Consider the following 21,724-nt stretch of genomic DNA (forward strand, 5'->3'; position numbering starts at 1 on the left):
TTATGGCGGTTAGCTGTTCGGTTGTGAGGGGATGCAGCCTGCGGGGCCGGCAGCGCGAATGGCCGTGAACATCTGCCGCAGCGTATCAACGTCTTTCAGGCCCGGCGCAAGCTCAAACTTGCTGTTCAGGTCTAGGGCAAACAAGCCCGGCAGGCGCAGGTTCCGCAAAGCATCGGCCTGGGCCAGCTCCAGCCCACCGGCCAGAAAATAGGGTACCGGCAGGTTGTACTGTTCCAGCAGCGCCCAGTTGAAGGCTGTGCCGTTGCCGCCCGGCTGGGGGCCAGCGGTATCAAACAGGAGGTAATCGACGTGGCCTACGTAGGGCAGCAAGGCCGTTTGGTCGAGCTTCTCCCCTACGGCAACGGCTTTGAGCACCGTAAAGCCCGCCGCCCGGAGCGCCTGGCACTCCGCCGGCGTTTCCGAGCCGTGCAACTGCACCGCGTTCAGGCCCAGCTCCGTTGCCCGGGCCTGCACCTCCGCCACAGGCGCATCCACGAACACGCCCACTTTGCAGATGTTAGCGGGCAGGTGCGCGAGGCTCTTGGGCGTGAGGCGGCCTCCGGCGTATCGGCTTGATTTCGGGTGGAAGATGAACCCCAAAAAATCGGGTTGCAGGGCGGCTACGGCGGCTATGTTGGCCGCCTCGCGCATCCCGCAGACTTTCAGGCGCAGGCCGGTCGGGTAGGCTGGCATTGGGTGGAGTTGGTTAGAGCAGGGTAATGGCTTCGGTGGCGCGGAGTTGCTGCACCAGGGCGGCGCAGGCTTTTTCGGGGCGGGCGTGACGCATGAAGGTTTCGCCCATCAGGAAGCCCCGGTAGCCTACGGCCCGCAGCGCCTCAATGTCCGCCGCCGAGGTCAGGCCGCTTTCCGTCACTTTCACGTACTCATCAGGAATGCGCTGGGCCAGCTCTCCGGAAACATCCAGGCTCACGGAGAAATCGTGCAGGTTGCGGTTGTTCACGCCCACCAGGCTCACGGCGTCGGGGTGAAGAGTTTTGTCCAGCTCCTCGGCATTATGAATTTCCAGCAGCACTTCCAGCCCCAGGCTCTTAGCCAGGCGGCCCAGGCGCAGCACCTCTTCGCCGGTCAGCACGGCGGCAATCAGCAGCACGGCATCGGCTCCCAGGCTTTTGGCTTCTAGCACCTGATACTCATCTACCACGAAATCCTTGCGCAGAATAGGGCAGAAATTATAGCGCCGGGCCGTGGTGAGGTCCTCATTTTTGCCGCCGAAAAATTCCGAATCCGTGAGTACCGACAGCGCCGAGGCTCCGGCCTGCATATAGCCCAGCGTAGTGCGTTCCACCGGGGCATGGGCGTTGATGATGCCTTTGCTCGGTGATTTGCGCTTGAACTCAGCAATGATGCCGCTCAAGTCGTCGCGCAGCAAGTAGTGGCGCAAGCTCAGCGGCTGGGAGTTCATGTAGAGGCTTTTTTCCAGCAGCTTGACCGGGGCCAGACTGAGGCGGTCGGCTACTTCCTGGCGCTTATGGGCAATGATGGTATCGAGGATGGTCATGGGGTATAAGCTGTTAGCTACTGGCTGTTGCCTGGTAGCTGTTTTCAAAAATCGGGTGACGTGCTGGGCGGAGCGAAGGATCTTGTGCCGTCCGCACGAAGCGTAACAACAGTCGTTCAGGTTTGATAAGGTCCTTCGCGCCGCTCAGGATGACAAGACCTGTTTACTGGGGTCAAATAGCCGCAACCAGCCGGGTAAGCGCCTGCCGGGCCCGCCCCGAATCCAAGGACTCCTGGGCGGCAGCCAGGGCCTCGGCGAAGCTGAACGTGGGTTCCAGGCAGCTGATGGCCAGGGCCGCGTTGGCCGTTACCACGTCGCGCTGGGCGCGGGTGGCCTGCCCATCCAGCACCGCCAGAAACAGCTTCGCCGATTCAGCGGGCGTTTTGCCACCGGCCAGTTCCTCCGGCGTGGTGGTCGTCAGTCCCAGGTCCGCAGCCGATACCAGCTGCTCGCCGGTGGGCGTGGCCAACTTAGCGGCGGCCGTCAGCGAGAGTTCATCGTAGCCGTCTAGGGCGTGCACCACGGCGTAGCGGGTGTCGGTTTGCTGTAGCAGGTAGTGGTAGAGGCGCAGCAGCTCCAGGCTGAACGTGCCGGCCACCTGATACTTAGGGCGGGCCGGATTTACGAGCGGGCCCAGGATATTAAAGAAGGTGCGCACGCCCAACTCCCGGCGCACCGGCCCGGCGTGGCGCATGGCCGGGTGGAAGGCCGGGGCGTGCAGAAAGCAGATATTTGCCTCCGCCAGCTGCCGCTGCAGCACCGAGTTGCTCACCCCAAACTCCACGCCCAGCTGCGCCAGCACATCCGAGGAGCCGCAGGTAGACGATACCCCGATGTTGCCGTGCTTGGTAACCTTGTAGCCGGCCCCGGCCACCACAAAACAGGCCAGGGTGCTGATGTTGAGCGTGTCCTTGCCGTCGCCGCCGGTGCCCACAATGTCCACCGTATCGTGGGTGCCCAGCTCGGGGCTGCGGGAAAGGCTGAGCAGGGCTTCGCGGAAACCGGCCAGCTCGGGCACCGATATGGGGCGCATGCGGTACACGGTCATGAAAGCGGCCATTTCGGCGGCGTTGGCCTCTCCCTGCCCGATACGCAGCATGGCCTCCCGCGCCTCAGCGTGGTTCAGGAGCTGCTGCTCAAACAACTGATTCAGTAAGTGTTTCACTTTGTGGGCTGACGGCCGGCTATTAGTCGGCTGGCCAGTGAGTTAAAATGCGGAGTAGATGAAGTAGTACGGAGGCGGGGCGCAGGTTTCTGGCTACTCAGCCAGCCAGTTGCGCAGCATCTGGTGGCCGTGCTCCGTCAGAATGGACTCCGGGTGAAACTGCACGCCCCGCACATCATAGTCGCGGTGACGAAAAGCCAGCACCTCCCCGTTAGCGTCGCGGACGGTTACTTCCAGCGCCGCCGGCATGCTTTCGGGCCGAACACTCCAGGAGTGGTAGCGCCCTACCTGGAAGTGGTCGGGCAACCCGGCAAACAGCCGGTCTTCGGCTACTACCTTGGCATCGGTGGCAATGCCGTGGAGCACCGCGGGCAGGTTGTACAGCTCACCCCCAAAGCTCTCGGCCAGACCCTGGTGGCCCAGGCACACCCCCAAAATTCGCTTGGTAGGCGCGTACTGCCGAATGATTTCGGGCATCAGCCCGGCTTCCGTGGGCACGCCCGGGCCGGGGGAAAGCAGCACGGCATCGTAAGCGGCCACGTCCTCCACCTTCAGCTTATCGTTACGAATCACCGTCACGTTGTCGGTATGCCCCAACTCCCGCAGCAGCTGCACGAGGTTGTAGGTAAAGGAGTCGTAGTTATCAAGAACGAGAATGTTCATCCAGAGCTAGTTGTCAGTTGATAGTTGTCCGTTGCTAGTTGTCGGGTTGCGGGCTGAAAGGAGACGAAATCGAGCCTAACAACCAGCAACCAACAACTGACACCTCATTTACACTTGCTCCGCTTCCTGCAAGGCCTTGCGCAGCGCCGCCAGCTTGTGGTGCACTTCCTGCAGCTCCGACTCCAGATTAGAAGCCGCCACCACGCCCGCACCGGCCTGGAGATAGAGTTGCCCGCCCGTGCTCAACATCGAGCGAATCATGATGGCGTGGTTGAAGTCGCCATTGAAGCCCAGATAGCCAATAGCCCCGCCGTAGTATCCGCGGGCAGTGGGTTCCAACTCATCAATCAGCTGCATGGCGCGGTGCTTGGGTGCCCCCGAGAGCGTACCGGCCGGAAACGTATCAGCCACCACTTGCAAGGGCGTAGCCGTGGGCGTCAGCCGAGCCGTCACCTCGCTTACCAAGTGAATAACATGGGAGTAGTACTGCACCTCCCGGAACACTTTTACCTCTACCTGGTCGCCGTGGCGGGCCAGGTCGTTGCGGGCCAGGTCCACCAGCATCACGTGCTCGGCGTTTTCCTTGGGGTCTTCGGCTAGTTTCTGGGCCAGCGCGGCATCTTCAGCATCGTGGCCGGTGCGGCGGAATGTGCCCGCAATGGGGAACAGGCTAGCCTGGCGGTCTTTAATGAGCAGCTGCGTTTCGGGCGAGGAACCGAAGATTTTGAAGGAGCCGTAGTCAAAGTAGAACAGGTAAGGCGAGGGATTGATGGAGCGCAGCGCCCGGTACACGTTGAACTCGTCCCCCGAAAACCCCTGCTGAAACCGCCGCGACAACACAATCTGGAACACGTTGCCGCGCAGGCAGTTTTGCTGGCCCTGGGTAAGCACCTGCATAAACTCGGCATCAGTCTGGTTGGTTTGCTCCTCTCCCACCCGCTCAAAGGTAAAGTCGGGCAACGAAGGATTCTTAATCAGGTTCACCAAACGCGTCAGGCCGCTGTTTTCCTCCGGCTCTCCGGCCAGCGTATGTTCAAACACAAACAGCTCGTTGCGGAAGTGGTTGATGGCAATAACGTAGCGGTAGGTGCAGTACAGAATATCCGGAATCTGACCGGCCACCTGCTTCTCCGGGTTCAGGGTCAACTCCTCAAACGCCTGCACCGCCTCGTAGCCCATGTACCCGAACAGGCCGCCGGTAATAAAGTCGTGGCCGGTGGGCTCGGTCTGGAAGGCCGCCGAAAACTCCTGCAGGCGGGTCAGGGCCTCGCGCGGATCCGCCAGGGTTTCTTCGTGTAAGGTTTCATCGGGCAACTCCACCATCAGGTCCCGGCCCCGCAGCTCAAACCGGGCCAATGGGTCGAAGGCCAGGTAGCTGAACGCATTTTGCTGGCCGTGGTAGTCGGAGCTTTCCAGCAGCAGGCAGTTAGGGTACCGGTCGCGCAGGCGCAGGTAGAGGCCCACGGGCGTTACAGTATCGGCCAGAACGCGCAGGAAGCGGGTAGTAAGCTGGAAGGTTTGCATAAGGCAGCTGGTTGTGTAGAGGAAGGCCAGTGCCGGGCAACAAAAAAAGCCCGGCTGGTCGGCCGGGCTTTCTGGTGAAGTATTGCGAAGGTATTCAGATGACCTTAGCGCGCACACAGGTTGTCCCGTCCGGATTCTCCGTAGGGCCACCACCATGCTTGCAGGTTCATTGAAAGAGTCATTTCCGAAGAGTTGTTGTCGGGCTTGAACGCCACAAAGGTACTGTGGGTTGCGAAACTTGCAACCAACGCCCGCTTTTTTTCAAATTTACTCTTTTACCAACACCTGGGAGCCGCGACGGGAGCCGGCCGTAAGCTGCAACAAATAGGTCCCTTTGGCTAGTCCGCTTACGTTGAGCACGGCACCGGCCTTCACTTTCTCCCGCAGTACACTACGGCCAGCCATATCCAGTACCTCGGCCTTGGCCTCCCGCACATCGGCGGGCAACTGCACCGTTAGCTGGTTTTTGGCCGGATTGGGGTAGGCGCTGAACGCCAGAGCCTGTGCCTTGCGGGTGCCGGTTACCACGGCCGGCTGTAGCAGCCACTGATAAGCCGCTGAAAACTCCCGCTTCCAGAACCACTCGGCGTGCTGCCCGTCGGCCTTGGCGTTGAAGCTCAGGTTGGCGGCCGGCACGCCGCCTTTTGCCAGCGAGTCGCGCATGGCCTGCATCAGGGGCACCATCGTCTGGCTTTCGGAGCTGCCGCTCACGAAGTAGAACCGGGTGGCGGGGTTGGCCGGGTGCTGCCGCAGGTACTGGAACAACGGCTTCTCAGCAAACCAGAACGCCGGCGAAAATACGCCCACTTTGCTGAACACCTGCGGATATTTCAGGGCCGCATAGGTCGAAATCAGCCCACCCATGCTGCTACCGGCAATGCCGGTAAACTCCCGCCCAGTGAGGGTGCGGTAATTTTGGTCGATGTAGGGTTTGAGCGTTTGCACCAGGAAGTCCACGTACTGGTCGCCCTGCCCGCCGCCGTACTGGGGGTTATTCCAGGGCGAGTACTCGTTGAGCCGGTCGGAGCCGCCGTTGTCAATAGCCACCACAATGGAGCCGGTGGCATCTACGCCCTGCTGTTGCAACTGGCTCAAAGTTTCGTCCACGCCCCATTCCCCCGAGAAGCTGGTGCAGGCGTCAAACACGTTCTGCCCATCGTGCATGTACAGCACGGGGTAACGCTTGGCAGCAGCCGTACCGTAGTCGTTGGGCAGATATACCCACACCCGGCGCGTACGGTTCAGTTGAGGCACTTGGAACGTAGCGCTGAGCACCTGCACATTGGGCTGCAAGGCCGTACTCTGGCAGCTACCGCCCCCGCTGCTCAGATCCTTCCAGCCAGCTACCTGCAAGTCTACGGTAGCAGGGCCACTCCCAATGGTGTAGCGCCGGTTGCCAATATCGGCGCTTTGCGCATCGGCCTCAACGGTGGCCCAGGAGCCGCGGGTAAACTTGAACTCAACTGTCCCGGTAACTGAAGCCGGAAGGGTAAGCTGGTAACTCCCGTCGGTAGCCCGGACCAAGACGTGGGAAGTACTGGCTGGATTCCAGTTGTTAAATGATCCAGCCATATACAAAGCGGCATTGGCAGGTGTGGCAGCCGGCACTGAGGTCAGCCGGAAAGTTGTTTGAGCGTGTGCGCTGGATGCAAAAAAGGCCAGTGCGGCGGCGGGAAGAAAGCGTATCATAGTGTGGGAGGAGAACAAGGAGTAAGCAAGCTACCAACAAATATCCAAGCCTCGGATATGAGCAAGTTGGCGCGCCCATAACCACTTGACAGGTGAAGCTGTAGCACCTAAAGCCAACCTGTACTTTTCCGGGAAAATACAGTTATCTGGTACCTGGCCCAACATACGGATTACAGTGAGTAAGCCCTTACGGCAAGCCTCCTTTTAATCTTACAGGTAGTGCCCAGCAAGGGGAACAAGAAGAAGCACCAACCGCCCTTTCCGCTGACTAAAATTTATACAAAAATCCTTGTAATAAGATGTCAAATTTCCATCAACCAATCTAATACTATATTATCCACCACTGTTACTCTATTTGCTTTCTATTATCGATGACCGCATTCAGCTCACAGAGTAGAAACCTGACGCAATCAGGCTATTTTCGATATTCAGCGATATTTTTAGATCAATACACTATCATTCGTCGCTGTTTGATCCTTACCAACACGTCGCTGAATGATTCCTCTGCTTCATAACAACCTACGACCATTTGAATCAATACAGCACCTAAATTCAACTATACCTTAACAACTAAGAGGCAGGTGATTTCAAGTCAAATAAGCCGGTGAAAAGGGAGTTCCGAGCTTATTTTATCATTCCCTTTCTCCTGCCTGCAGCACTATAACTGCCGGTGCAAAGCTGCATTTTACCTCTTCGATACCCTTCGGCGCTGTAAAATGCAATTATAACGAAACCATCTTCCCTTACTTCAACCATTGTTTTTGTCTAGCCGAACCCCGTAACTTGCGCTGTTTCTTAATAATTTGGTGACGTTGAACCCGAATGCAATGGCTGGTGTAGAATGAGTCACTCACCGTTCTACTCGTTACTATCGGTGCCTAGGACCACTAAATTCCCACTCCGGTTTGTCCGGAAAAATCCATTTCAACCCCTAACTTTTTTTCCATGAAACACCCCTATCTAGCGAAACTGGCGCTGCCCCTCCTCTGCGCTGGTGTGAGCGTGAGCAGCGCGTACGCTCAGGGAACTGGAACGGTAAGCGGCCGTATTCTCGATGAGAAAGGCGAAGGCATGCCGGGTGTTACCGTTATTATTGAAGGCACCACCCTGGGTGGCTCCACCAACTCTGACGGTACCTTCTCCATTCAGAATGTTCCTGCCGGGCCCCGTACTCTGGTGCTGTCGTTTGTGGGTTATACCACGCAGCGGCAGAGCATTACAGTAACCACTGGGCAAAACACGGCGGTTAACAACTTCACGCTGTCCGAAAACACGACGCTGCTGAACGAGGCGGTAGTTATTGGCTACGGTACCCAGCGCAAGCAGGACCTGACTGGCGCTGTAGAACAGATTTCCGAGAAGCAGTTCGTGAAAGGCCAGGTTACCAACCCCGAGCAACTGGTGCAGGGTAAAGTAGCCGGCGTGCAGATTACAACGGGTGGTGGTGCTCCGGGTGCCAACTCCCAAATCCTGATTCGCGGGGGCTCTTCCCTATCGGCCTCCAACTCGCCCCTGATTATCATCGACGGTGTACCCGTGGATAACAACGGGCTGGCTGGCGCCACTAACCCATTGTCGCTGATTAACCCCAACGACATTGAGAGCATTACCGTCCTGAAAGATGCCTCTTCCACGGCCATCTACGGGGTACGGGCCTCGAACGGCGTAATTCTGGTAACCACCAAAAAAGGAGTGCAAGGTGATGCTTTCCACGTGAATGTGTCCACGCAGCAGTCCATTGCTACGGTTGCCAAATACTCGGATGTTCTCTCCGCTGATGAATTCCGGGAACTAGTAAATGCCCGGGGCACGGCTGGCCAAAAAGCCACGCTGGGCACGGCCAGCACCGACTGGCAGCGTGAAATCTACCGCTCGGCGTACACCTCCGACAACAACGTGAGCATCAGCGGCAATGCTGGCAAGGTTCCTTACCGTGTTTCGGGCGGGTATCTGTCGCAGGAAGGTTTGCTGAAGGCTAACGACCTGAAGCGCTTCAGCGGGGCCCTGAGCCTGACGCCGGTGCTGCTGGATGGCAACCTGCGCGTGACCCTGAACGTGAAGGGCTCCTGGATCGACAACAACTTCTCCAACCAGGGCGCCGTGGGTAACGCCGTTACCTTCGACCCCACGCAGCCCGTTCAGGTGAATGGCACGGAAGGCAACCCCTTCGGCCTGACGCCAGCGCAGTTGGCTGCCTATGGTGGCTACACCGAGTTCAACAATAAGGACGACAACGGGGTTGTTTCGCTGAATACCCTCTCGCCCCGCAACCCGGTAGGTCTGATCAATCAGCGCCGCGACCGGAGCACCGTGAAGCGCAGCATCGGTAACATTCAGCTGGACTACAAGCTGCCCTTCCTCTCGGGCCTGAGCGCCAACCTCAACCTGGGCTACGACATTCAGCGCGGCCGGGGTACCACGTTTGTACCCGCCACGGCTGGTTCCGATTTCAACCGCCAAGGGGTAAACAACAACTACTCCCAGGATCTGAACAACACCCTGCTCGAAGCCTACGCCAAGTATGAGCGTACCCTCGGGCCGGGCCGGGCAGAATTGCTGGCTGGTTATTCTTACCAGAAGTTCGAGAACCGCAGCTACGTATTTGATGACTTCCGCGCCGACCGCAGCATCTTTGCTCCCGTGTCGTTGAGCTACTCCGGCGAGGATACTTACCTGAACTCGAACGTGCTGTTGGGCTTCTTTGGCCGCCTCAACTACAACATTGCCGATAAGTACCTATTCACCGGTACGTTCCGGGCCGACGGTACTTCCCGCTTCAACCCTGACCACTTCGGTTATTTCCCTTCGGGCGCCTTTGCTTGGCGGATCAAGGGGGAAGATTTCCTGAAGGATGCTTCCGCTATTTCGGATCTGAAAATCCGCCTGGGCTACGGCCAGACCGGTCAGCAGGACCTGGGAACTAATTTCTACCCCTTCCTGGCCAACCTCTCGCTCAGTAACCTCACGGCACAGTACCAGCTCGGCTACAACGCCGATGGCACTCCCCGCTTCCTGCGTACCCTGCGTCCTGATCAGTACAACCGCGACATCACCTGGGAAACCACCACGACGTACAACGCCGGTCTGGACTACGGTTTCTTCGGTGGCCGTTTCTTCGGTTCCGTGGACTTCTACAAGCGTGATACCAAGGACCTATTGAACTTCCGCACGGTGGCGGCCCTGGCCGGCCTCTCGAACGGGGGAACCTTCAACACCGGCTCCCTCACCAACAAAGGGGTGGAATTGATTGCCAACGTGGATGTAGTGAAGGGCGACCGGCTGAATATTACGGTTAACGCCAACGCCACCTACAACCAGAACCGCCTCACCAAGCTCACTGGCTCCGATTCGCCGAATGACGTTGGGCAGCTGACGGGTGGTATCGGTGGTGGTGTAGGTAACACCATCCAGGTGAACACCGTGGGGTACTCTACCCAAACGTTCTATGTGAACCAGCAGGTGTACGGCCAGAATGGCAAGCCCCTGGAAGGCGTGTACGTAGACCGGGACGGTAGCAACACCATCACCAGCTCCGACCGGTACCGTTACAAGTCAGCTCGTCCGGATTATGTGCTGGGTGGCGGCGCCAACATTTCCTATGGCGGTGCTAACCTGGCCTTCACGCTACGCTCCAACCTGGGCAACTACGTGTATAACAACAACCGGGCAAGCAGCTTCTATGATTTGAGCACCAGCGGCTTCGTACCAAACCGGAACCGGGAGGTGCTGAACTCCGGCTTCTCCAGCGCCCAGTACTTCTCCGATTATTTTGTGGAGAACGGCTCGTTCCTGCGTATGGAAAACGTCACGCTCGGCTACAATTTCGGCGAAATGGTGCGCAAAGGCACGAACTTAAGCCTCTCGTTTGCAGTTCAGAACGTGTTCCTCGTGACCAAGTACAAAGGTCTTGACCCAGAGGTGATTGGTGGCATCGACAATACGATTTACCCCCGCCCTCGTACGTTCACCGTTGGCCTGAATCTCGGTATCTAATTTTCCCATCATTCGCTTTATGAACCGCAATACATTCACCCGCATGTTGGGAATGCTGGCCTTGACTGCCGGGCTGTCTTCTCTGACTACTTCCTGCATCAACGACCTGGACCAGATTCCGGACTATTCGGCCAACTCCGAAGTAGTATACCGTGACCCCGCTCAAATTGAGCAGGTACTAGCTCGTCTGTATGCCACCTTCGCTGTGAGCGGCCAGTCGGGTCCCGCTGGCTCCCCCGACATTACCGGTATTGATGAAGGCTTCTCCAACTACATTCGTCAGTACTGGCAGCTGCAGGAAATTACCACCGATGAGGCCGTACTAGGCTGGAATGATGGTAACCTGCCTTCTGTCAACACACTGCAGTGGAATGCCGACAACGAGTTTGTACGGGCTACTTACGACCGTATCTACTACGAAATTGGCCTCTGCAACGAGTTCATTCGCCAGACGACGGATGCCAAGCTTTCCGAGCGGGGTATCACCGGTGATGCTGCTAACACGGTACGCACATACCGGGCCGAGGCTCGTTTGCTGCGCGCCCTGTGCTACTGGCACGCCATTGACCTGTTCGGCGGCGGACCGTTTGCTACCGAGGAAGCCGCTATTGGCACTAACCCTATTTACCGCACCCGAGCTGAGCTATTTACCTTCGTAGAATCGGAGTTGCTGGCCCTGGATTCAGGTACGGAGTTACTAGCTCCCCGTGCCGTGTACGGCCGCGCCGACCAAGCCATGTGCTGGACGCTGCTTACCAAGCTGTACCTGAACGCGCAGGTGTACACTGGCACCGCTAAGAACACGGAAGCCATTACCTACGCTAAAAAAGTACTGGCTGCCGGCTACACCCTCAGCCCGGTATATGCCAACCTGTTCCTGGCCGACAACAGTACATCTAGCGCCAAGAACGAAATCATCTTCCCCGTCACATTCGATGGCCTGCGTACCAAAACGTTTGGTGGCATGACCTTCCTAGTGCACGCTCCCGTAGGCCGGGGCGTGTCGCCAACCAGCGCGGGCATCAACAACGGCTGGGCCGGTTTGCGCGCCAAGCAAAACCTGACGCAGATTTTCAGCCGCTCCAACGCGGATGATTCCCGCCGGGCCATGCTCTTCACCCGGGGTCAGAACCCGAATGTTGACTCCCTGGACCAGTTCAGCAGCGGGCCGCTGGTTACCAAGTGGCGCAATGTTACCTCAACGGGTAAAGGTGGCTCCGACTCCCAAGAGCAGGGCGGTGAAGGCAACTTCGCCGATACCGACTACCCCATGTTCCGCTTGGCCGACGTGCAGCTGATGTACGCCGAAGCCGTACTGCGGGGTGGCTCCGGCGGCAGCGTTGCCCAAGCTACTACATACGTAAACGACCTCCGCACCCGTGCTAAAGCTCCGGCAGTAACCACGCTGGCCCTGAATGATATTCTGGACGAGCGGGCCCGGGAGTTGTTCTGGGAGGGTCATCGTCGTACCGACCTGATTCGCTTTGGCCGCTACACTACTGGCAACAACTGGCCTTTCAAAGGCGGTGTGCGGGCTGGCCGCGACGTGGAAGCCACGCGTGTGCTATTCCCCATTCCGAACACGGACATCGTAGCAAACCCCAACTTGGCTGGTCGTCAGAACCCTGGCTACTAAGCTGCACAGTTTATTTCTGGTCCTCGGAATTCATTCCTAGCAGGAATAGTTGAGGACCAGAAATACTTGCTGAATTTTCCCACTCATTATCGACTTTTCATGAAAACTTGGATTACTCGGACTTTTGCTGGTGCGTTTGCGCTGGCAACTGTAGCTCTGGCATCTTGTGAGAAAGACGAGGATAAAGTAGTCATTAACTCTAATGCAGCTACTGCCTTAACTGCCTCAACCACCACGGCTAATATTACCACTTCTAACTCCAGCAGTCAGGCAGTAACTTACAACTGGAGCAAAGTAGACTTTGGCTATAATGCAGCGGTGGTATACACCTTGCAATTTGCCAAGCGGGGCACTGACTTTGCTTCAACGCAGGATTTCAATGTTGGCAGCAGCCTGAGCAAATCATTCACCAACAAAGAGTTGAATGATTTGTATAATGCTATTGACTGCAGCCTGCCCGCAACGCCAGCAGCATTTCCTTTGGAAGTGCGCGTAAAGGCAACGGTTGGCGATGCTGTCACCCCAGTGTACTCGGCTGCACAGTCGTTGGTAGCTTCTCCTTATCCTGACTTTGTGGCTCCTACCGACCGTTGGGGTTTGGTAGGCCCAGCCGGTGACGGCTGGCCTGGTGCCACCGCTACCGACCGTAACATGCCCTATGATTGCCGGGTACGTGGGTACGTGGCTCGCATGACCCTCAATGCTGGTCCCTTTAAATTCCGTCGTAATCAAGACTGGGGCACTAACCTCGGCGGCACCACCGGCGACTACACCAAAGGAGTAACCTTAACCCCTGGCGGTTCGGATTTGACAATCACTACACCTGGCACCTACACGGTGAAGCTGGAAGTAACCACTGATGCTGCTGGTGCTACCACCGGCGGCAAGGTGACTATCACCCCCTAGTACTTCTCTACAGAGTATAAAAAGGGCTGCTAACGTGTTAGCAGCCCTTTTTTGTTGCTATCATCTCACCACATTTGATTGCAAAATACTATTGTGCATTAGGCATTGGTGGAGTGTTAAAGGCAGCTTCATTTCCTTTAACTTGTACACTTGTAGCCAAAAAAAGGGACGCTCTGCGGAGAGCGTCCCTTTCTCTTTTGGCTTAAGCCTCGTTGTTATTGAATAACAACTTTTTGGCTGGTGCTTTGGTCACCTACACGCAGTTTCACTAAGTAAGCTCCAGCAGTAAGGTTGTCCAGTGGGAAGCTCTGAGCACCATTCTGTTTGCCGGAAGCTACCGAGCGTACCCGCTGGCCCAGAGAGTTGAACACATCCAAGGCAACATCCTGCTGGCCGCTCACTACATAGTCGATAGTAGCTGCTTCGGAGCTAGGGTTGGGGTAAACACTGAACTTCAAAGCCGAGGCAACAGCGTTGCGGTTAGCCAGAATACCGGTAGTCAGGTTGTACGTGACATTTTGCCGGCCGGTCAGGGTAGAGAAGTCGGGCGAAGAGCCAAGGTCAGCAGTCTGGCCAACCACCTGAGGAAGCACATCGGAAGTGAAAGCACCACCGTCTTTTACATAGCCTACCATCAGGTTGATTTGGCTGGTAGCAGTCAGGCCCATAGCAGCCAGATCAAACTCCATTTCCAAACCTGTACCAGCGGCCGTAGCAGCCGTGAGGTCAGTTGATTTCATCAGGGCGGTACGCGCGCCAGTGAAAGGACCCGTGGTAGCAGAGAAAGTCAAGGCAGTACCATCCTTTTTGCCGGCACCCTGGTAGCTGTCGGATACAGGAGCCGTGTTGCCAGCGGTGTAATCAACGAAGCTGTAATATACGTCGGTCATGTTGGAGGGCGAGAGGGTAGCGCGCACGCCGTAATCCGTCTCCATATCCATGGTAGGCGTATGCTTCAGTGGGCTGTCACCAGCCGAGCCACCTTTGAGTTGAGTACCTGCGGCTACACCAGTTTTACCGGGTACGTTAAGATACAGCACGTAGCCAGGGTAGTCAGTAGCCGTTTCGGCCGATCCGACAATCATTACGTAGAGCTTGGTGCTGCTCGAGCCAACGTACAGAGTCTGCAAGCCCTTGCCAGCCACAGAGTGCGTGCCGGTATAGGTGCTAGCCAATTGATATTTATTGGCGCCAGTACCAATTTCGGTGGCGGTTACTTTGCCGTCGAGTGTAATCTGCGCGCTAGCCGAAAACGACGTAGCAGTCAGTAAGCCGAGAGCAGCTAGAGTAAACTGTTTTTTCATGATAAAAAGAGAAGGGTGAATGTATATGGCGCTGTCCGAAGGTAGGTAAGCACTTACCCCCCCGACTGCGCTATAAAAATACTACTTATTAAGACACATAAAAGTTATATCTCAATAATAAAAACAGGGTGTATGGAGCAAAATGTCATATTATTTGGCGCTAAGCACACTTATTCCAGGTCCCGGGCTGTATCCATAACCAGCCCGAATAGCAGAAGGCAGATGAGATTAAGGAAGCATTTTTCTCTACCAGAATCTTTTTCGTGCTTCGTTGCTGATAACTGCAGAACTTGCGCTTCATACTGCCTTTTCAAGTAGTAACCGGATACTTCACTTCCTTTTTCCTGATCCAACATGATTCTAATTGCTGATGGCGGCTCGACCAAGAGCAACTGGTGCCAGCTTGACAACACCGGTAACCGGGTGTACTTCAACACCGAAGGCTACAACCCCGACTTTATGGGCACTGCCGCTATTGCCGCCTCGCTCGACAAAAACCTGCCTGACACGCTGCCCCGCCAGGAAGTAAGCAAAGTGTACTACTATGGCGCGGGCGTACACAACGCCGAAAAGGCGGAGCGCGTGGCCGCCGCCATGCGCGAGATTTTCCCCAATGCCAATGTGTTCGTGGCCGAAGACCTGCTGGCCGCCGCGCACGCCCTGCTGGGTGATAAGCCTGGGTTTGCCGCCATTTTGGGCACGGGTACCAACTCCTGCCTGTATGATGGGGAGAAGATTACCTACAACGTGGACTCGCTGGGCTATTTCCTAGGCGACGAGGGCTCCGGTTCCTTTATTGGCAAGCGGCTGCTGCGCGACTACCTGCGCGGTCTGCTGCCCGATGGGTTGCAGGAGATTTTCCAGGAGGAGTTCAAGTTCACCCGCGACGAAATTCTGGACCGGCTCTATAACCAGCCGCTGCCCAACCGCTTCCTGGCCAGCTTTGCCAAGTTCACCTACGACCATAACAACATCAGCTACTGCCGCGAGATTGTGCTGCAAGGGTTCGAAACCTTCTTCGCCAACATCGTGCAGCACTACCCCAACTACCAGGACTACACGTTCAACTGCGTGGGCTCGGTGGGCTACAACTTCCGCGACGCCCTGACGCAGGTAGCGCGCAGCCACAACATGGAGGTGGGCAAAATCATCCGCTCCCCCATCGACGACCTGGTTTCCTACCACGAGGCCAAGCTGAAGTAAGCAGCGGTTTAGCCGTAGCAGCTTCGTTTCAGCTCAAACAAAAGCGGCCGCCCCACATGGGGCGTCCGTTTTGTTTGCCATTAGTTGCAGCTCAGGCTTAGTGCTGTACTACCAGACGAATGGTTTGTTGCTGCTCACCGGCGGTCAGGCGCACCAGGTACACACCATTGCTTAGGTTGTTAAGTGGTAGTTCTACTTCCCGGTTGCCGGCGGCCTGGCGGGTAGCGGGTAGGGTTTGCACGGTGGCACCCAGCAAATTGGTTACCGTAACCTGCACGGTACCCGCCTGGGGCAGGGTGTAGCGCAGTTGGGCGGCAGTAGCGGCCGGGTTGGGTGCGGCCGTCAGTTGCAGGGCCAAAGCCTCGCGGCGGGTTTTGCTGCTCAGTACCGTACCGGCCGGAATGGCAATCCGGCGCGAGGTGTACACGGCGTACTGCCCGGGAGCCAGCGTGAGCGGAGCAGCGGTATTGGTAACCGTCAGGGCCTCGCCGGTGAGGTAGTTGTACCACGTGCCGGCGGCCTGGAAGTTAGGCACCACCGTAGCCGTCTGCACATCGAAGTTGCCCACAATGGTCACGTTCAGGCGGGGGTCGGTGAGCTGCATGGTTTTCACCGCCCCGTTCAGGTTCTGGGTGAAGCTGGCCGGATTCTCAAATGCGGGCTCCTGAGTTTTGAGCGTAATGAGGCTGCGGTACACGTCGTAGAGGCGGCGGCGGCTGGCGTTCTGGTAGTAGGTCCACTCGGGAGCCTTGTTGCTCAGCTTGCAGTCATCCTTGGGGTACGGCTGGGGAATGGTCCCATCGGGGCAGGAGAAAATCGACTTATCGTAGCCGACTTCCCCGAATTGCCAGATCATTTTGGGGCCGGGTACCGGGAAGAAGAAGGCGGCGGCCAGCTCCTGCCGGGCCAAGGCCGTGGGCAGGCTTTTCACCGAGTAATTGCCAGCCACGTTGCCGAAAGCCAGGTTCTTGTACATGAGCCGCTCCTCGTCGTGGCTTTCCATGTAGGTAATTAGGTTCGGGGCGCTCCAGCCGCGGCCACCCTGCCCGGTGCCGTAGTAGCCGTAGCTGAAGTTCGATTTGCCGTTCTCGTTGTAGCCCATGGTGCCTTCGTTGTAGGCATCCGTCATCTTGCCCCACAGCATCAGGCCCATATCCGACAGCACTTTTTCCTCGTCGTTGTTGCCTAAGTGCTCCAGGATGGAGTAGGATGTAGGGTCTACGCTCACCAGGAAGTCCCGGTAGTCTTTCCAGATGTTCACGCGCGACTGGTCGTACTGACTCCAGGCACCGGCATCGGTGGTCACCTTCTGGGTGAAGCCTTTGCTCAGGTCGAAACGGTAGCCGTCGATGTTGTATTCTTTCAGCCAGAACTCCATCACGCGCTTGCTGAAGTAGCGGGTGAAGGCGCTTTCGTGGTTGAAGTCGTAGCCCACGTTGAAGGGGTGGGTGGCAGTGCGGTTAAACCAAGGGTTGGAAGTGGAAGGGTTGCCATCCTCGAAGTACATCTGCACCATGGGGCTCTGGCCGAACGACTGGTTGAGCACCATGTCCAACACCACGGCCATGCCGCGGCGGTGGCACTCGTCAATGAAACGCTTCAGGTCGTTTTTAGGCCCGTAATATTTGTCGGGCGCGAAGTAGAAGGACGTGTTGTAGCCCCAGCTCTCATTGCCCTCAAACTCATTCACCGGCATCAGCTCGATGACGTTCACGCCCAGGCGCTGCAGGTAGGCCAGCGTGTCCACCAGCGTCTTGTAGTCGTGGCGGGCAATGAAGTCGCGCGGGAGCAGCTCGTACACCACCATATCCTCTTTCTTGGGACGCTGGAAGTTGGTGGTCTGGAACGTATAGCCGGGGGCATTGCTTTGCAGCACTGATACGATGCCGGTAGTCCGCCCGGAGGGGTAGGCCTTCAGGTTGGGATAGGTAGCGGCGGTAATGTACTGGTCGTTATTGGGGTCAAGTACCTTCTCGGTGAGGGGGTCGGGCACGCGCAGGCCGCCGTCTACCTGAAACTGGTAGGCGTACTCCTGCCCGGGCGTGAGGCCATCAATCTGAATCCACCAGCGGCCATCCACCGAGTTATCGGCGGTACCGGCGGCGTTGGGCGTGCGCTTCATGTACGAAGCATCGTTGGCGGTCCAGTTGTTGAACTCCCCAATGGCGTGAATGAACTGCTTGTTGGGGGCCGTGAGGCTGAGGATGGCGGAGGTGCCGTTGTTGATGTAGGTCACTCCGTCGCGCTTGGCGCCGGCGGGCAAAGCGGCCAGCGTTACGGCCGAGCGGGTTTGCAGCACGAGGTCGGAAGAAGCCGTTGCGGTACCGTTGGTAGCCGTCAGGCGCACCGTGTTGGCCCCGGCCTGGGTGAGCGTCACGCTGGCACTAATACTGGTGGTATTGGCCTGCTGCGCAATCTGGGTGCCGTTCAACGACAGCGTGAGCGTAGCGGGCACGGCCGAGGTGCCGGTAACGGTAGTGGGCGTGTTCAGCGGCACCGACGTGGCACCCGGGCCCGTGGGAGCCGTAAAGCGCAGGTCAAACTGGTTCTGGGCCACATCCACGTAAATGTCGCCGCTGGGGCCACGACCCACCAGGGTACCGTCGGCATTCTTGAAGATCATGCCCAAGCGGTAGATAGTCGTACCCGCTGGAATGGGATAAAACGTGTTGGGCGTAAACGTAATGGTGTACACGTTGGCGCTTACCCGGGTCATTTTGGCGGCGGGGTCGGCCTGGTTGAAGCTGGGGCTTTTGACATTGGTCCACTGGGTGCCGGTGGGGCTGTCAATCACCACACCCGTCCAGATGTACACGTCGCCGGTGAAGTTGGCTAGTGCTGCGTTGCCCTGGGTGGCATTATAGGTGATGGTTACCGCCTGACTGGCCAGAAACGGCGCGGGCTGCGTAGTGACCACCTGCGCCCGCAAAACCGGTCCTGCGGCCAGTATTGCCACCAGACTCAGAATAAGTCGAAGTGCTTTCATGAAAAAAGGAGTTGGGAATTTAAAAAATGGATGCTCATATTTGGTGCCCCATTGACCATATCAGAAAGAGAATAACCAATACGGGCGCAAGAGGGCATTAAAGATACGGTAAGTACTCACGTACTCCCAAGTCAATAGCGGCTTTTCTCGTAGATTTAAGTCCGTTTTAATTTCACTTCGCCCTTTAGCGTGCAACGGTCGTCCGGCTTTCTTTTTTCTGCATGGCGACTTGCTCAGCCAACCCGCTTTATCGTGGCAGCGCTGTTGCTGACTGCCAGTGCGGCGCAGGCGCAAGCTCCCACGGTAGCTCGGGCCGAGGTGTTGTTGCACTCGGCTCAGACTACATTGCCTACTGATTCCACTCAGCCAGCACCGCCCTCCCGCCTCAGTCAGCGGCTGCCGGTGCTGGCCGGCGGTCTGGTAGTCTCGTATTCAGCCACTATGTATCTGCTTAGCAAGGGCTGGTATACGGGGGAGCGGAGCCGGTTTCACTGGTTTAATGACCTGCCCGAGTGGAAGCAGATGGACAAAGCCGGCCATTTCTGGGGGGCCTTTCACGAAAGCCGGGGCGCGGTGGATATGCTGCGCTGGGCCGGCGTGCCCGACCGGCGGGCCACCTGGTACGGGGGCTTCGTAGGGTTTCTGCTGCAAAGCCCCATTGAGCTACTCGATGGCCGCGACCCAGAGTATGGAGCCTCCGCCACCGATTTGGCCGCTAACTTCCTGGGCTCGGCCGGTTTGATTGGGCAGCAGCTGGCCTGGAACGAAGTGCGCATCATGCCCAAATACTCGTTTCATACTACCCGCTACTCCGCCCTGCGCCCCAACGTACTGGGCCGCAGCCTGGCCGAAAAGCACCTGAAGGACTATAACGGCCAGACTTACTGGCTCTGCGCCGACGTGGGAGCTTGGTTGCCAAGCACCTCGCGCTGGCCCCGCTGGCTGCAGCCGGCCCTGGGCTACGGGGCCCAACAGATGGTCTACAACGACCCGGACGCCAACGCCGCCTTGGGCCTGCGCCCCTACCGCCAGTTTTACCTCAGCCTGGATGTAGACCTGCGCCGTATTCCGACCCGTAGTAAAGTGCTGAAACGGGTGTTTTACGTGGCCAGCATTTTTCATTTGCCTGCACCCGCGCTGGAGTGGAACGCCCGGCGCGGTTTCGTGGCCCACGGGCTGTATTACTAAATCACAGATGGTGCAGGTAAGGCGGATAGCACAGACTCATTCTGCATCACCTAGTAGGGCAGCCAGCATTTGAAAAGCGCCGTTTTCTGAGCAGCAGCGGCCGGAAGCCTGCGTGGTGCCGGGAACCTGACTTTTTACGAAAAGACTTGCAGCAACTCCTTCCAGCGGGCCAGCCGATTAGATCGGGCAGCCATACCTGGCGCATCTTTTTACAGGTTTTTCGTGTTATACTCCGAACTTCGCCTGTTTCGGGGCTAAGCCGTTGTTTCACCCAGCGGTATCTGTGAAATCAGCCTAATCAGCGCTAATCTGTGATTTATGAACGTTGGAGACCGTGTACGCCTGCTCACCGGGCGCGAAGAAGGCATTGTAACCCGCCTGCTCAGCGAGGAGTTGGTGGAAGTAGCCATTGATAACGATTTCACCATTCCGGTGCTGCGCCGCGAAGTGGTGGTAGTAGCGGCCGAGGAAACCAAGGCGTTCGGGCAAAGTGCCGCTGCCATTGCCTCTGAGAAGAAGGCAGCCGCAACCGGTGCCGCCCACGCCGCCCGGGCCGCCAAGGCCTCGGGCAACCCCACCAGCGCCCCCCAGCCAAGCAAATCGGAAGGACCGGCTCCGGTGAAAGCCGACAAAACCGTAGCCCCGCCCGTGCAGAAAGGCTTGTATCTGGCCCTAACGCACCAGTCGCCGGAGCTGCTGGCCCTGCACTTGGTCAACCACACCGACCGGGACGTGCTTTACACCTTCGGGGAGGAGCGCCAGGGCAAGTACCGGGGCCTGAAGGCTGAAAAGCTGGAAGCCAAGGCCGCCAGCCCAGCGCTGGGCCACTGGCACCTTAAGGATTTCGACCAGTGGCCGGCGGCGGTGGTGCAGCTGCTACCTTACCAGTTCAACGGTGCGGAGGCCTACGCGCTGCTCACCAAGCGGCTGCAATTCAAGGCCGCCAGCTTCTACACCAGCCGCCAGCCCAACGTGCCGGTGCTCCAGCGCGAGGCCTACCTGTTCCAGCTGGACGAGAAGCCCGCCGCTCCGGTAGCCATTGCGCCCGAGAAACTGGCCGAAACACTCAAAGCTCAGCTCAGCGGCAACGCCCCGGCTAAGCCCGCCGCCGTAGCCCCGTCCCCCGAGCCCGCCAAGGCCCTGGTAGCCCCGCCCCACGAGGTGGACCTGCACCTGGAAGCCCTGCTGCCAGAAGGGGCCGAGGGCCTGAGCAACACCGCCATCCTCAAGCTCCAGCTCGAAGCCTTCGAGGATACCCTGAGCCGCGCTCTGGCCACCAACATGCACGAAATCGTGTTCATTCACGGCTCCGGCAACGGCACCCTGCGCAAGGAGCTGCACAAGCTGCTCAGCCGCAACCGGGACATCAAGTTCTTCGAGGACTCCCGCAAGGAGAAGTTTGGCTACGGAGCCACGCTGGTGCGCTTGAAATAGAAGAAGCAAACAGTCATTCCGAGCAAAGCGGGGAATCTGAGATACTATCGTAAGATGGATTCAGATTCCTCGCTTTGCTCGGAATGACTGTTTTTATAAATAGCAGTGTGTGGTATCCGAAACTATATCAACCTATGCGTTGGACTATCTTCATGCTTCTCATTTCTCTGCTGATAGTAGGCTGTGACAAGGACTTACAACTCGCGAAGGCCACCAACACTAGGGCTAGATTTAGACAGCATATCCCATTATTTAGCCGACATTTTCGCGTGGCTTCGCAACCGGAATACGTTTTCATAAGAGACAGATGCCTGTGTCGGCCAGAATTATTCAGGCAGTTTGCCAGTCAGTATTCGCAAATCCGAACGAAGGCCTTAAAACGCCCGATGGTTTCAGTGGTCGGTATCAAGCCTATAGCCATTACTTCCCAATGCGTGGGTATCTACTTTTTTGATTACCCAAGCATATATAGGCAACGGTGGGTGCGTCCGGTTTTTCCTTTTACCACTTTTAT

The 21,724-nt window shown here is 57.5% G+C and carries 14 protein-coding genes; 6 read left to right on the top strand and 8 right to left on the bottom strand.

The window, feature by feature from the left end; translation table 11 throughout:
* Positions 1–9 precede the first annotated feature (9 nt).
* The 6 genes from ROI90_RS14070 to ROI90_RS14095 all read right to left on the bottom strand — a co-directional run bounded on the left by ROI90_RS14070 (position 10) and on the right by ROI90_RS14095 (position 6,443).
* Positions 10–693 carry a phosphoribosylanthranilate isomerase gene (locus ROI90_RS14070; RefSeq protein WP_315998991.1) on the bottom strand — a complete coding sequence of 228 codons (684 nt, stop codon included), beginning with the start codon at positions 691–693 and terminating at the stop codon, positions 10–12.
* 13 nt (positions 694–706) lie between these two features.
* A complete protein-coding gene (gene trpC / locus ROI90_RS14075) occupies positions 707–1,519 on the bottom strand; it encodes an indole-3-glycerol phosphate synthase TrpC (protein ID WP_315998992.1) in 813 nt (270 codons plus the stop codon).
* Between the two features lie 172 nt (positions 1,520–1,691).
* The gene (gene trpD / locus ROI90_RS14080; protein ID WP_315998993.1) at positions 1,692–2,684 is read right to left on the bottom strand and encodes an anthranilate phosphoribosyltransferase; all 993 of its coding nucleotides are present in this window, start codon (positions 2,682–2,684) and stop codon (positions 1,692–1,694) included.
* Positions 2,685–2,777: 93 nt separating this feature from the next.
* Positions 2,778–3,347, bottom strand: coding sequence for an anthranilate synthase component II (locus ROI90_RS14085; RefSeq protein ID WP_315998994.1), 570 nt, complete (start codon positions 3,345–3,347; stop codon positions 2,778–2,780).
* Between the two features lie 108 nt (positions 3,348–3,455).
* A complete protein-coding gene (locus tag ROI90_RS14090) occupies positions 3,456–4,871 on the bottom strand; it encodes an anthranilate synthase component I family protein (RefSeq protein WP_315998995.1) in 1,416 nt (471 codons plus the stop codon).
* A 267-nt stretch (positions 4,872–5,138) separates the two neighbouring features.
* A complete protein-coding gene (locus tag ROI90_RS14095) occupies positions 5,139–6,443 on the bottom strand; it encodes an alpha/beta hydrolase-fold protein (protein WP_315998996.1) in 1,305 nt (434 codons plus the stop codon).
* Between the two features lie 1,062 nt (positions 6,444–7,505).
* On the opposite strand from ROI90_RS14095, the gene ROI90_RS14100 reads away from it, so the two are divergent.
* The 3 genes from ROI90_RS14100 to ROI90_RS14110 all read left to right on the top strand — a co-directional run bounded on the left by ROI90_RS14100 (position 7,506) and on the right by ROI90_RS14110 (position 13,095).
* Complete coding sequence (locus ROI90_RS14100) at positions 7,506–10,553, top strand: SusC/RagA family TonB-linked outer membrane protein (protein ID WP_315998997.1); 3,048 nt, start codon at positions 7,506–7,508, stop codon at positions 10,551–10,553.
* A 19-nt stretch (positions 10,554–10,572) separates the two neighbouring features.
* The gene (locus ROI90_RS14105; protein ID WP_315998998.1) at positions 10,573–12,189 is read left to right on the top strand and encodes a RagB/SusD family nutrient uptake outer membrane protein; all 1,617 of its coding nucleotides are present in this window, start codon (positions 10,573–10,575) and stop codon (positions 12,187–12,189) included.
* Between the two features lie 99 nt (positions 12,190–12,288).
* Positions 12,289–13,095: a SusE domain-containing protein gene (locus ROI90_RS14110; RefSeq protein ID WP_315998999.1), complete on the top strand. Its 807-nt coding sequence runs from the start codon at positions 12,289–12,291 to the stop codon at positions 13,093–13,095.
* A gap of 215 nt (positions 13,096–13,310) precedes the next feature.
* On the opposite strand, the gene ROI90_RS14115 is transcribed toward ROI90_RS14110, so the two are convergent.
* Entirely contained in the window at positions 13,311–14,399 is a 1,089-nt protein-coding gene (locus ROI90_RS14115; protein ID WP_315999000.1) for a T9SS type A sorting domain-containing protein, read from the bottom strand.
* Between the two features lie 354 nt (positions 14,400–14,753).
* On the opposite strand from ROI90_RS14115, the gene ROI90_RS14120 reads away from it, so the two are divergent.
* Positions 14,754–15,602 carry an N-acetylglucosamine kinase gene (locus ROI90_RS14120; protein ID WP_315999001.1) on the top strand — a complete coding sequence of 283 codons (849 nt, stop codon included), beginning with the start codon at positions 14,754–14,756 and terminating at the stop codon, positions 15,600–15,602.
* Positions 15,603–15,699: 97 nt separating this feature from the next.
* Here ROI90_RS14120 and ROI90_RS14125 read toward each other — a convergent pair whose 3' ends face one another.
* Complete coding sequence (locus tag ROI90_RS14125; RefSeq protein ID WP_315999002.1) at positions 15,700–18,588, bottom strand: DUF4961 domain-containing protein; 2,889 nt, start codon at positions 18,586–18,588, stop codon at positions 15,700–15,702.
* A 252-nt stretch (positions 18,589–18,840) separates the two neighbouring features.
* Between ROI90_RS14125 and ROI90_RS14130 the strand changes: the two genes are divergently transcribed.
* A complete protein-coding gene (locus ROI90_RS14130; RefSeq protein ID WP_315999003.1) occupies positions 18,841–19,776 on the top strand; it encodes a DUF2279 domain-containing protein in 936 nt (311 codons plus the stop codon).
* Positions 19,777–20,094: 318 nt separating this feature from the next.
* A complete protein-coding gene (locus tag ROI90_RS14135; RefSeq protein WP_315999004.1) occupies positions 20,095–21,210 on the top strand; it encodes a Smr/MutS family protein in 1,116 nt (371 codons plus the stop codon).
* Positions 21,211–21,724 lie beyond the last annotated feature (514 nt).

The organism is Hymenobacter endophyticus (genome assembly GCF_032464715.1).
GTDB lineage: Bacteria > Bacteroidota > Bacteroidia > Cytophagales > Hymenobacteraceae > Hymenobacter > Hymenobacter endophyticus.